The sequence below is a fragment of the Streptomyces sp. NPDC046557 genome (genome assembly GCF_040645975.1).
Taxonomy (GTDB): domain Bacteria; phylum Actinomycetota; class Actinomycetes; order Streptomycetales; family Streptomycetaceae; genus Streptomyces.
Window position 1 is genome coordinate 75,031 of the sequence record NZ_JBEYZH010000003.1, and the last position, 12,431, is coordinate 87,461.

The window sequence follows — 12,431 nt, forward strand, 5'->3', positions numbered from 1 at the left end:
TCATCAGTCCCTGGGAAGGCCGAGAATCCGCTCGGCGACGACGTTGAGCTGGACCTGGGTGGTGCCCCCGGCGATGGTCAGGCAGCGGGACATGAGCATCCCGTGCACCGCCCGCTCCCCCGCCCCCTCGCACACCGCGCCCGCCGGCCCCAGCAGTTCCAGCGCCAGTTCGGCCAGCCGCTGCTGGTGCGGGGTCTGGACGAGTTTGCGTACGGACGCGCCCGCGCCCGGCTCCAGCCCCGACACCTGGAGCAGCGTGGTCCGCAGGCCGATGCAGGCCAGCGCGTGCGCCTCGGCGGCCAGCGCGCCGAGGCGCACCCGGTAGGAGTCGTCCTGCCGTGCGGCGCAGGCGGCGATCAGCGCCTCCAGCCCCGAGTCGAAGGTCATCTGGTCGGCCATGTGCACGCGTTCGTTGCCGAGGGTGTTGCGGGCCACCTTCCAGCCCTCGTCGGCCGCCCCGACCAGGGCGTCGGCCGGGAGCGCGACGTCGTCGAAGTAGACCTCGTTGAACAGCGCCTCCCCGGTGATCTCCCTGAGGGGCCGGATGTCGATGCCGGGTGTGCGCATGTCGACGACGAAGTACCCGAGGCCCTTGTGTTTGGGCGCTCGCGGGTCGGTCCGGGCGAGGAGGATGCCGAAGTCGGCGCTCTGCGCGGAACTCGTCCACACCTTCTGTCCGTTGACGATCCAGCCGCCGTCCGCCGCCCGTTCCGCCTTGGTCCGCAGCGAGGCGAGGTCCGAGCCCGCGCCCGGCTCCGAGAAGAGCTGGCACCAGGTGACGTCCCCGCGCAGGGTGGGCAGCAGGTACGTGTCCCGTTGGCGCGGGGACCCGTAGGCGATCAGCGAGGGCACGACCCAGGTGGCGATCCCGAGGTCGGCGAGGCGGACCCCGGCCGCCGCCAGTTCCTGCTGCACCACCAGTTGTTCGACGGGGCCGGCGCCCAGCCCGTAGGGCGGCGGCAGGTACGGGGCGGCGTAGCCGGTCCGCGCGAGGACCCTGCGGGCGGCGGCCGGATCGAGGCCCCGCGCTCCTTCGATGACGCCGCGGGCCCGCGTCCGGTACGTCTCGGCCTCCGCGGGGAGTTCCAGCCGCAGCTCCCGGCGCGCGCCGGCCGCCGCGTGCCCCGCGGCCCGTGCGCGGTGCGCGTCGCCGGGGCCGAGGAGCTGGCGGGCGACGACGGCCCGACGCAGGTGGATGTGCGCGTCGTGCTCCCAGGTGAAGCCGATCCCGCCCAGCACCTGGATGCAGTCCTTGGCACAGGAGTAGGCGGCGTCCAGGGCGGTCGCGGCGGCGAGCGCCGTCACGAGGGAGCGCGCCCCGGCCGCCGGTTCGTCCAGGACCCGGGCGGCGTCCCAGGCCAGTGCCCGCGCCCGCTCCAGCCGTACCAGCATGTCGGCGCACAGGTGCTTGACGCCCTGGAACCGCCCGATGGGCCGGCCGAACTGCTCGCGCACCTTCGCGTATGCGGCGGCGGTGTGCACCGCCCAGGCGGCGGTCCCGCAGGCGTCGGCGGCGAACAGCGCGCAGGCGGTGTCCCGCACCAGGTCCCGGTCCAGCGTGGGCAGCGGCCCGGCCGGTACGCGGACCGCGCGCGCCCGCACCTCGGCGGTGGGCCGGGTCGGGTCGACGCTGTCGTGGGTACGGATCTCCAGGGCGGCGGCGTCGACGGCGAACCAGAGGGTCCCCCGCGCGGCCTCGGCGGCGAGCAGCACGAGCTCCGCCTCCCCGGCGCCGAGCACGGGCGGCGCGAGACCGTCCAGCAGGTGGCCGCCGCCTTCGACGGCGACGGCGGTCATGGTCCCGGGCCCGAGCGCGACGGCCCCCACCCGTCCGCCGAGCGGCTCGGCCCCGGTCCGCTCCAGGAGTACGGAGGCCAGCGCGCTCGGCAGGTACGCCCCGGGCAGCGCCGCCCGGGCGGCCTCCTCCACGACGACGGCGAGATCGAGCAGGGTGCCGCCCTCCAGGTGTGGGAAGAGGAGCCCGGAGTCGGCCAGGGCGTCCCAGTAGCCGGGTCGCGCCCCGGTCCGCGGCGGGGTGTCGAGCAGCTTGCGCACTTCCTCGACCGGCACGTCTCGCGCGAGCCGCCCGCGCACGGCGTCGGCCAACTCCCGTTGCTCTTGCGTGATTCCGATGCCCATGCGCGGCAGATTAGAACACGTTCCATTCTGACGGAAGGTCAGATCCGTGCCTAGTCCAGAACTTTATGACACCGGTCAGTACCAGTTGCGGGCATCCGAGTTTCACGCCGAACCCCTGCGAGAACATATGCACCGCGGGCTGTCAGCCGATCGACCCGCATGTTTTTGTAGGGGGAATTCGTGACGCAGGGATGGAAGATCACGATCATCGTGCTGGCGGTAGGAGGGATCGTCTCCACGCCGTTGCTATGGCTGCTCGACAGTCCCGACTCCGGCCAACTGGCCGGGGCGTCGGTCCAGGCTGCTGTCGGAGTCGCCGCCCTGGTATGGGCACTGTTCCAGCAGCCGGTCAGCCGTACAGATGACGTAGCTCTTCGCACGGGCATGCCACGCGCCAGCGGCGGGAGCACGGCAGTCACCGGCGTGCGGCGCCCTCAGGGGCGCGGCAGTGGGTCGGCGAAGGCGGAAGACACCGGCGACGCAATCGCCGACGACGACAGCCAGTCCGTCAGTGGTGTCGACCACAGCTGACCGGAGCCACCGCGGCGCAGCCAACAGTAGGGTGGGGAGGACCATCACATGGCATGGAGACACAAGCCGCGGCATGCCGCCGGGGAGGCGGACGGGGAAGTCACGGTCAGCGGCACCGCGCCGGCGAACGCCGTAGGGGGCTCCATTGCCAACAGCGGCTACATCGGCACGGTGTACGTGGACCAACAGCTCGCGCCTCAGGAACCGGCTCCCTGGCCACAGCATGTCGGTGCCATCCCCAAGAAGGCAGCCCCCTTTCAGCATCGTGCCGAGATGGACCGGCTGCGGGCGATGGTGGAGCGCGGCGAGACCACCGTCCGCACGCAGTTCCTGACCGGCATGGGCGGGACGGGCAAGACGCAGCTCGCCGCCGACTTCGCCGGCCACGCCAGCGAGTCCGGCGAGCTGGATGTTCTGGTGTGGATCACAGCGAACAGTCGGCAGGCCATCCTGGCGGCCTACCGGGAGGCCGGTGTCAAGCTGTGCCGGGGTGATCCCAACGATGCCGAAAGCGCCGCCCGGTCCTTTCTTGCCTGGCTCAGCCCGAAAGCCGCGACACATCCGTGTCGCTGGTTGATCGTTCTCGACGATGTCGCGGACCCCGACGACTTGCACGGTCTGTGGCCGCCCTCAAGCCCTCATGGCCGCACCCTGGTGACAACCCGACTCCAAGACGCCGCTCTCCGCGCGGACGGCGGCCGCAGGATCGAGATCGGCCTGTTCACCGAGAGGGAAGCCCTCACCTATCTCACCGATGCCCTCGAAGGCCGCGACACCACCGGTGCCGACCTGGAGGCCCTGGCATCCGACCTCGGGTATCTACCCCTTGCCTTGGCCCAGGCCACCGCCTACATCATCAACAGCGGCCACGAGGTGACCACGTACCGTCAGCTGCTGGCCGACCGCGCCACCAAGCTCACTGACATCGCCCCCGATCGCCTCCCCGACGACCAGTCCATTCCTTTGGCCGCCGCCTGGTCTCTGTCGATCGACCGGGCCGATAGCCTGGATCCACCGGGCCTGGCCCGTCCCATGCTTGCCCTGACCACCATGTTGGACGCCAACGGTATCCCGCAGGACGTCCTCACCAGCGAGCCCGCCCTGGTCTACCTCGGCGCCTGTCGTGAGGCCAACAAGACAGCCGCCGGCGCGCCTGCGGGGAAGAGCCGGTGGCGATGGGCCCGACGCCACCGGCAGGAGCAGCCCGTGCCCGTCGCCGCAGATGAGGCCGTTAACGCGTTGCGGGCACTGCACCGACTGAGTCTGGTCCGCCACCCCACCCGTGGTGGCGATGTCGGCGTCCATCAGCTCCTGCAGCGTGCCGTCCGCGAACAGGTCCCCACCCGTGAGCGCGCTCGTCTTACCCGCGCCGCTGCCGACGCCCTACTTGCGGCCTGGCCCGAGGCCGAAGGATACCAGCCGGGCGGGGTGCGGCTCCGGGCCTGTGCGCAGGCCCTGGAAGGCAGTGACGCCACCGGTGCCCTGTGGGGCCCGGAGGGACACGAGGTGCTCTTTCGGTGCGGGCTCAGTCTCGGTGCGGCAGGGCAGTTCGCGGCCGCCGCCGACTACTTCGGCCGCCTTGAGCAGACGGCGACCTCGTCCTTGGGCGGCAGCCATCTGCAGGCTATTGCGGCTCGTGCCAATCATGCCCGGTGGCGAGGCCGGGCCGGGGACCTTGCCGGCGCGAAGCAAGCCTCCGAGACACTGCTGCCCATCGCAACGCAGGCTCTGGGTCCCGACCACCCGGTCACCCTCGGCGTTCAGGCAGGACTGGCCTTCTGGCAGGCGAAGGCTGGGGATATCGAAAGTTCGGCCCGCATCCTGCGGGACCTCCTGCCAGAAATGGTGCGCGTGCACGGGCACTACGCCACCAGCACCCTCGTGGTTCGCCATGAAATCGCGCGGCGACGGGGCCAGGCCGGGGACGCAGCCGGAGCGGTCGAAGAGCTCCGGGAGCTGCTGGCGGACATGGTCTGCCTGATGGACCAGCATGACCCTCACTTCCTCAACGCCATACACAACCTGGGCGTCTGGCAGGGCCGCGCCGGAGACGCCGCCGAAGCAGCCCGCGTTCTTCAAGACCTGCTGCCCATACAAACCAGCGCACTGGGAGCCGACTATCCCGACACCCTCGCCACACGTCACGAGCTGGCCTGGACCCGAGGCGAGCTCGGGGAAGCGGCAACGGCCGCCGCAGAGCTCAAGCTCCTTTTGGCCGACCGCGAACGAGTGCTCGGACTCACGCATCCCGACACTCTCACCACGCGCTACGCCATATCCCATTGGGAAGGCGAAGCCGGGGACGCAGCCGGCGCAGCGGCTGCGTTGGCCGACCTCGTTCCGCTGATGGTGAGCGCACTGGGGGCCGATCACCCTGAGACATTCATCGTGCGCCGCGCTCGCGGCCTGTGGTTGGAGCGGGCCGGGGACACAGTCGGCGCGATCGGCGTCCTACGCGCTCTCGTGGACGACCAGGCGGCCTCTTGGGGACCCGAGCACCCCGAAACCCTCCTCACCCGCGCCGTCCTTGCCCACTACCAGGGGGAGGCCGGGGCTCCAGCCGGTGCGAGCCGCAGCTTCGGCGAGTTGCTTTCCGCGTATGAGCGCGTGTACGGCCCCGACCACACCGAGACGCTCACCATCCGCGCGACCCTGGCCCGCTGGCAGCAAGAAACCGGGGACGCGACCGGTGCCATCACAGCCTTGCAGGACCTCTTGTCGCACCAGGCGCGTGTCTTGGGCGAAGACCACGTCGGCACCCTCACCACCCGCGCCAACCTGGCCTTTTGGCGAGGGCGGGCCGGTGACGCAGCCGGAGGGGCGAGGACCTACGAGCAGCTGCTTCCCGACATGACCCGGGTCCTTGGGCCTGAGGCCCCAGACACCCTCGTCGTCCGCAGCAACATCGCCTTCTGGCACGGCGCGTCAGGCCATCCCGCACGAGCCGCCGCCGCTCTGACCGACCTTCTGCCCGACCTCATCCGCGTACTCGGCGAAGACCACCCCATAACCATCGCGACCCGTCGAAACGTCGCCCGTTGGCAGCGGAGCCAGTAACGCACTCCGGCTCCGCGAATCATGGGAACTTCACACCCGTCTTGATCCACCTCACGTTCCTTGCCGCCCGGCACCCGGCGCGAGGCATGTGTCTCGCGCCGGAACCGGGCCGGGCCGGGCCCGAAGGAGCGTTTCCGCCCGGCGGGTCAGAGACCGCGCACGAACACCGCGAAGGCGTCCGGGCTCACGGTGAAAGCGGGCCCCCCGGGGTTCTTGGAGTCCCGGACGGCGACGCGGCAGGGCTGGGCGGCGACCTCGACGCAGTCACCACCGGTGTCGCCACTGAACGAGGACTTGCGCCAAGCGGCAGCGCCGAGCGGGGCGCACTCGACGCACTCACCACCGTTGCTGCCGCTGTACGAGGACTTACGCCACAACGTGCCCGTCATGTGCTGGATGGTGTCCATAACGCTCCTCCATTACGCGGGCGATCCGTGCCGACGAGTCCTCCACAGAGAGGGCCGCGGCCTGCAGAAGATCGTATCGGAGCGAACCTTCCCTGAGTGCTTTTGGATTGGCCGTCGTATGCCCTTGGACCAAGTCCTCCGTATACACGACGTCATGTCCATCATCGAGCCGCAACAGAGTGAAGGAGCCATCAAGCCCCGCATGCGCGCCCGCCTCGAACGGCAGGATCTGCACCTTCACCCACTCCCACTCCTGTAGCACCACCAAGTGGGCAAGCTGCTCCCGCATGACCTCCCGGCCGCCGATCTCCTGGTGCAGGGCGGCTTCGCTCATCACCACCCACATCAGCGGCGGGTCCTCACGCTCCAGGATCCGCTGCCGGTCCATCCGCGCGGCCACCTTCGCGTCGAGGTCGTCGTTGCTCCGCGACCCCAGCACCGCCCGGGCGTACGCCGGGGTCTGCAGCAGTCCGTAGATCAGCTGAGCCTGGAAGGTGGAGATGTACCCCGCCCGCGCCTCCATCTCCGCGTACGCCTGGAACCACGCCGGCAGCTGGCTCCGTAGCACCAGCCCCACCAGCCGGGAGAAGAACCCGCCCGTGTTGAGCACCGCGTCCACCCGCTCCGAGAAGTCCCGGGTCGGCACCCGGCGGGCCTTCTCGATCATGCCGACCAGCGAGCCGGTACAGAAGACACTGCTCCCGAGCTCCGCCTGTTTCAATCCGGCGTCCTCCCGGTGGCGGCGCAGTTCGGCGCCGTAGTAGTCCAGCGGAGAGGCACTGGGATCGAGTTCGCGGCTGCTGACCATGGAGCCGTCACCACCAACTACACGCCGTGAGGCGTAGGTTTCCTTCTGTAGTCGATCGTAGGGGCCCCGGCGGCACCAGGTGGCCCGAACGGCCAGAGATAATGCTCTGCCGGGGCGGCAGAGCATGGCATTACGGGGGCCGAGGGCATGCGGGAACGAATCGAAGACCGGTACGAGCTGGAGGCGTTGCTCGGGCAGGGCGGATTCGGTGAGGTCTGGCGGGCGCGGGACGAGCGGGTGGGCCGCCTGGTCGCGGTGAAGATCGGGTATCCGCAGACCACCGAGGACGTCCGCCGCTTCGAGCGGGAGGCCAGCCTCGCGGGGAACCTGGCGCACCCCCACATCGCCACCGGTCCTGCTGGACGTCCGCCGCCGGCTCGCCCACGATGCCTGGGTGGTGAGCGACTTCGGCACGGCCGCGGCCCTGTACCTGCGGCTGTACAGGGATCCCGCGGCCCTTGTGGCGCGGGGGGGGACGCGGAGATGGCGTACCGGGTGCTGCGCAGCATCGGGGAGTCGGGAGATCCCGGTTACCCGCTGGCCCTGCTCAAACCGCTGCTGCACAGGCTGGAGGTCAATGCCGGAGGGACCCACTGGCTGACGCAGCGGGTCCGGGAGACGCGGAGTGATCTCCGCCGGGCGCAGCGGGAGCAGCGGCGCTCCGCCGGAACGGGCACCCTGCCGCGCCTCTTCGGCCGCTGACGGGCCGCGGCCCAGGCGCCCCGGGCGCCTGGGCGGGGCCCGGCCCGAGGAACGCCGCGGCGGCCGCCGGGAACCGGTCCGGCTCCCGGCTGGACCGGAGCTCGGCGTCCGGGAACAGCCCGGCGAACCCGGCCGCGCGGCGGCGGTGCGCCCGGATCGACCTCCCCGGCGAGCAGGAACACCGGCGCCAGGAACCGGGCGGGCGCCGGGCGGGTCGCGTCGGGGTCGAAGGCGCCTTCGGTGTCGAAGGCAGCCCCGACCAGTGGGTTCAGCTGCGTCTCCCCGGCGGCCCAGTGGGCGCAAGCCGACTCGTCCCAGCGGCCGTAGGAGACCGGTGCGACGGCCTGCCGGCCGGTGGCGGTGGCCCGGCCGGCCCCGATCACCCCCACCGCTGCCTCCCACCCCGGCCGGGCACATCCAGCCCCGCCGGCGCATGAGGCGCGGGCCCCGGGGGGATGGCGCCGTACATGACCCCGGCCGTGGTGTCCTACCAGCCGGTAAGGCACCATGGGCGGCCCACGCGCACCCCGCCCAGCAGGAGGAACACCATGGCCAGCCCCAAGCCGGAGACCCTCGCCGCCTTCGAGGCAGCCAAGGGGTTCATGCCCGTGGGCGAGGGGCTCGCCCTGTACGCCGCCGCGGCCGAGGCGGCCGCGCTCGGGCTGCCGTTGCTGGAGGTCGGCACGTACTGCGGCCGCTCCACCCTGCTGCTGGCCGACGCCGCCCGCGAGGCGGGCGTGGCCGCGCTCACCGTGGACCACCACCGGGGCAGCGAGGAGCAGCAGCCCGGCTGGGAGTACCACGACCCGACCGTGGTGGACCCCGAGGTCGGGCTGATGGACACGCTGCCGACCTTCCGCCGCACCCTGCACCGGGCCGGCCTGGAGGACCACGTGATCGCGATCGTCGGCCGCTCCCCGCAGGTCGCGGCCGCCTGGGGCGGCCCGCTCGGCCTCGTCTTCATCGACGGCGGCCACACCGACGATCACGCGAACGGCGACTACGAGGGCTGGGCCCCGCACCTCGCGGTCGGCGGCACCCTGGCGATCCACGACGTCTTCCCGGACCCGGTCGACGGCGGCCAGGCCCCGTACCGGATCTACCTGCGCGCCCTCGCCTCCGGCGCCTTCGAGGAGGTCTCGGTGACCGACTCGCTGCGCGTCCTCCGACGCACCGGCGCAGGCATCTAGCACCTCTCCCCCACCCGCCTCGGGCATATAAACAGACCACGCCCTCGAATGGCTCAGCCCCGGCCTGCCGGGGCGGGGCCGGTCTAGCATCGCGGCGTGCGCTACGACGACAGCCCCCCGCCCCCGGAGTCCGCCTCTTCGATCAGTCCGGACCGGCGCTGGTTCACGCGCCGCTCCGCCCTCACCATCGCGGTCGCGTCCGTCGCCCCGGCCGCGCTGGCGGCATGGGTGCTGACCCAGACGCTGACCGGGACCGGCCAGGACCGGCAGCCACCCCGGGCCGTTCCACTGCCCGCCTCCCACGCCACCCACCTGGACGGCAAGCCGAATACGGCGGCCAGCGCCACCGGCGCCACCCCCACCGGCTCCACCGGCAGCTCGCCCTCCGCGCAGCCGCCCGCCAAGGGCCCGCTGGCCGGCCGGACCGTGGTCATCGACCCCGGCCACAACACCGGCAACTTCGACCACACCACCGAGATCGACCGCCAAGTGGACATCGGCACCAACCGCAAGGAGTGCGACACCACCGGCACCACCACCAACTCTGGCTACATGGAGGCCGAGTTCACGCTGGACGTGTCCCGCCGACTGCGCACCCTCCTGGAGGCCAAGGGCCTCAAGGTGGTGTTCACCCACGAGACGGACCGCGCCTGGGGCCCCTGCATCGACGAGCGGGCCCGCATCGGCAACGAGGCCAAGGCCGACGCCGTCGTCTCCGTCCACGCGGACGGCGTCTCCGAGGGCAACCGCGGCTACCACGTGATCCTCCCGGCCGAGGTCAAGAGCGGGAAGGCGGACACCGCGAAGATCGTGGAACCCTCCCGGCTGCTCGGCGAACGCATCGCGAGCAACTTCGCCCGTACGACGGGATCCAGCCCCGCCAACTACCTCGGAAGCGGAACGGGTTTGGTGATCCGCGACGATCTGGGCGGACTGAACCTCTCAACCCGGCCCAAGGTGTTCATCGAATGCGGCAACATGCGTGACAGCAAGGACGCGGCGCAGCTGACCAATCCGCAGTGGCGCCAGAAGGCGGCACAGGGCATCGCTGACGGCATCGTCGGCTTCCTGGGCGGGTAGTCCTACCGGGGCGGCCCACCGCCCCGCCCTCTCGGCCACGGAAAACCTCCGTACCATGGTGCCGCCCGCCCCGCTCCAGCCCTGACCTGCGACCGCGGCACCACGAGACGACCGAGACCGAGAAGGACACCTAAGACGTGAACATCCGCTCCCTCACTCGAGGCGACGGCGTGGTGATCGGAGCAGCGGTGCTGCTGTTCATCGCCTCGTTCCTCGATTTCTACTCCGTAACCGGCGCAAACATGCCGAGCGTGTGGAACACCGACTACAACGGCCTCGCCCTGCCCGCCGTCTTCCTGCTCGGCTTCGTCGCGGCGGGGCTGCTGATCGCCGCCCGCTTCCAGCCGGAGTCCCGCAAGGTCCTCGGCCTGCCCCTGGCCGCCTGGGGCACGGTGCTCGCCGTCGCCGCCGCCTGGAACGCCCTGTGGTCGCTGATCGTCTGCCCGACCAACGCGGACCTCGGCGCCGGCTGCGTCCTGTCCTTCCTCGCCCTCCTCGCCCTGGCCGGTGTGGCCGTGGCCGGCCCGAAGATTCCGGCGCTGGCCGGTCAGCTCGTCCCCGAGCCGCGGCCTGCGGCCGTCCCGCCGTACGGTGGCCAGCCCGGCGCCGGGTACGGGTACCCGGGCGCCCAGCAGCCGCAGCCGTACGGGGCCACCCCCCAGCCGATGCCGCCGTACGGCGGCACCCCGACGCCCTCCCCCGGCCCGCAGGACGCGACCCCGACCCCCGCCCCGGCGGCGGACTTCTCCCCGTTCTGGTTCGCCGTCCCGGTGGCCCGCCCCCTCCTCGCCGAGGACGGCTCGCCCACCCCGATCGCGGAACTCGCCCCCGGCACCTGGTACCTGGCCGTCGAGCAGCGCGGCGAGTCCACCCTGATCGCGCAGACCCAGGACGGCCGCCGCGGCGTCCTGAACGACACCTCGGGCATCCAGCGCGGGTAACACCCTCCCCCGGACGCGACGCCCGGCCACGGCCCTCCACCCTTCCGGGTGGGGGGCCGTTGCCCTACAGTTTTCTGACGCATCGTCAGATAGCGCCCGCTACGGGCTCACCGGGACTCACAGGGGGACCGCACATGCGCCTGGGACTCGCACTCGGCTACTGGGGCCGTGGCCCCGGCCCGGACCACCTCGCCCTGGCGAAGGAGGCCGAAGCCCTCGGGTACGACTCGGTGTGGACCGCCGAGGCATGGGGGTCGGACGCCTTCACCCCGCTGACCTGGATCGCCGCGCACACCTCCCGCATCCGGCTCGGCACCGCCATCGCGCAGATGGCCGCCCGCAGCCCCACCGCCACCGCCATGCACGCCCTGACCCTGGACCACCTCTCGGGCGGCCGGATGATGCTCGGGCTGGGCCTGTCGGGGCCGCAGGTGGTGGAGGGCTGGTACGGGCGCCCGTTCCCCGCGAGCCCGCTCACCGCGACCCGGGAGTACGTGGACGTCATCCGCCAGGTGCTGCGCCGCGAGGCCCCCGTCCGCCTCGACGGCCGCTTTCACAGCCACCCCTACCGAGGCGCGGGCGGCACGGGCCTGGGCAAGGCCCTGAAGCCCATCACCCACCCCCTGCGCGCGGACCTGCCCCTCCTGCTCGGCGCGGAGGGCCCGAAGAACATCGCCCAGACGACCCGGATCGCGGACGGCTGGCTCCCCCTGTACTGGTCACCGACCCGCCCCGACGTCTACCGGACCTCCCTGACCGGGCTCCGCGACAACTTCCTGATCGCGCCGATGGCCCGCGCCAAGGTCTGCGACGACGTCGCGGAAGGGCTGCTGCCCGTCAAGGCGATGCTGGGCTTCTACATCGGCGGTATGGGTCACGCGGCCCGCAACTTCCACGCCGACCTGATGGCCCGGATGGGCTACGAGGAGGAAGCCCACCGCATCCAGGCCCTCTTCCTGGCCGGCCGCAAGGAGGAGGCGGTGCTGGCCGTCCCCGACGCCTTCGCCGACGAGATCTCCCTGATCGGACCGCGCGAGCGGATCGCGGAGCGCCTCGACCTCTGGCGCAAGGGCCCGGTCACCGACCTCCTCCTCACCGCCCCGGACCCCCACACCCTCCGCGTCCTCGCGGAACTCAACAGCTAAGGAGTGTCCGCCTCCGGCACGGCCGCCAGCAGTTCCCGCAGGTCCAGGGCCATCACCGCGATCTCGACGGCGGGGCCGGTCGGGAGGGCGCAGGTAGCGATGCGGGAGCCGGGGTTGATGGAGAGCCCCTCCCGTACCGAGGGCGGCCGGACGGCGGTGGCGCGGGCGTCGGTGAGGTCGACGGCCGGGCCCCGGCGGGGGAGCCAGCGGGCCGCGCCCTGGTCGACGTACACCCGGCCGGGCCGCCAGCGTCCCCCGCCCGCCGGGTGGCGGGCCATGCACGGGATGCCGGCGGGCGGACCGGCCGCCGCGCGGCGGCGCTGTACGCGCCGGACCTGCCGGCCGATCAGCGCGGCCACGACGGCCACGACGGCGAGGAAGAGGAATCCGAACATCCGCTCATCTTGGGTTCCGGCCGGCCACGGCACAAA

General features: G+C 72.0%; 11 protein-coding genes. 7 read left to right on the plus strand and 4 right to left on the minus strand.

The window, feature by feature from the left end:
- Positions 1 to 3: 3 nt before the first annotated feature.
- Complete coding sequence (locus ABZ934_RS09120; RefSeq protein WP_361310497.1) at positions 4 to 2,139, minus strand: acyl-CoA dehydrogenase; 2,136 nt, start codon at positions 2,137 to 2,139, stop codon at positions 4 to 6.
- 180 nt (positions 2,140 to 2,319) lie between these two features.
- Here ABZ934_RS09120 and ABZ934_RS09125 point away from each other — a divergent pair, with 180 nt between their 5' ends.
- Both ABZ934_RS09125 and ABZ934_RS09130 read left to right on the plus strand, forming a co-directional pair.
- Positions 2,320 to 2,670, plus strand: coding sequence for a hypothetical protein (locus tag ABZ934_RS09125; protein WP_361310499.1), 351 nt, complete (start codon positions 2,320 to 2,322; stop codon positions 2,668 to 2,670).
- 48 nt (positions 2,671 to 2,718) lie between these two features.
- Positions 2,719 to 5,727, plus strand: coding sequence for an NB-ARC domain-containing protein (locus ABZ934_RS09130; protein ID WP_361310501.1), 3,009 nt, complete (start codon positions 2,719 to 2,721; stop codon positions 5,725 to 5,727).
- A 146-nt stretch (positions 5,728 to 5,873) separates the two neighbouring features.
- Here ABZ934_RS09130 and ABZ934_RS09135 read toward each other — a convergent pair whose 3' ends face one another.
- The gene (locus tag ABZ934_RS09135) at positions 5,874 to 6,134 is read right to left on the minus strand and encodes a DUF397 domain-containing protein (protein WP_361310504.1); all 261 of its coding nucleotides are present in this window, start codon (positions 6,132 to 6,134) and stop codon (positions 5,874 to 5,876) included.
- A complete protein-coding gene (locus ABZ934_RS09140) occupies positions 6,094 to 6,942 on the minus strand; it encodes a helix-turn-helix transcriptional regulator (protein WP_361310507.1) in 849 nt (282 codons plus the stop codon). Before ABZ934_RS09140 ends, ABZ934_RS09135 begins: the two co-directional genes overlap by 41 nt.
- 147 nt (positions 6,943 to 7,089) lie before the next feature.
- Between ABZ934_RS09140 and ABZ934_RS09145 the strand changes: the two genes are divergently transcribed.
- The 5 genes from ABZ934_RS09145 (at position 7,090) to ABZ934_RS09165 (ending at position 12,000) form a co-directional block, all read left to right on the plus strand.
- The gene (locus ABZ934_RS09145; protein ID WP_361310510.1) at positions 7,090 to 7,644 is read left to right on the plus strand and encodes a hypothetical protein; all 555 of its coding nucleotides are present in this window, start codon (positions 7,090 to 7,092) and stop codon (positions 7,642 to 7,644) included.
- Positions 7,645 to 8,192: 548 nt separating this feature from the next.
- Positions 8,193 to 8,834, plus strand: coding sequence for a class I SAM-dependent methyltransferase (locus ABZ934_RS09150; protein ID WP_361310512.1), 642 nt, complete (start codon positions 8,193 to 8,195; stop codon positions 8,832 to 8,834).
- A gap of 96 nt (positions 8,835 to 8,930) precedes the next feature.
- Positions 8,931 to 9,914: an N-acetylmuramoyl-L-alanine amidase gene (locus tag ABZ934_RS09155; RefSeq protein ID WP_361310514.1), complete on the plus strand. Its 984-nt coding sequence runs from the start codon at positions 8,931 to 8,933 to the stop codon at positions 9,912 to 9,914.
- Between the two features lie 137 nt (positions 9,915 to 10,051).
- Complete coding sequence (locus ABZ934_RS09160; RefSeq protein ID WP_361310517.1) at positions 10,052 to 10,855, plus strand: hypothetical protein; 804 nt, start codon at positions 10,052 to 10,054, stop codon at positions 10,853 to 10,855.
- Positions 10,856 to 10,989: 134 nt separating this feature from the next.
- On the plus strand, positions 10,990 to 12,000 hold the full coding sequence (locus tag ABZ934_RS09165) for an LLM class F420-dependent oxidoreductase (protein WP_361310519.1): 1,011 nt from the start codon (positions 10,990 to 10,992) through the stop codon (positions 11,998 to 12,000).
- On the opposite strand, the gene ABZ934_RS09170 is transcribed toward ABZ934_RS09165, so the two are convergent.
- Complete coding sequence (locus tag ABZ934_RS09170; protein WP_361310522.1) at positions 11,997 to 12,395, minus strand: hypothetical protein; 399 nt, start codon at positions 12,393 to 12,395, stop codon at positions 11,997 to 11,999. The genes ABZ934_RS09165 and ABZ934_RS09170 overlap by 4 nt on opposite strands.
- Between the last annotated feature and the right edge of the window lie 36 nt (positions 12,396 to 12,431).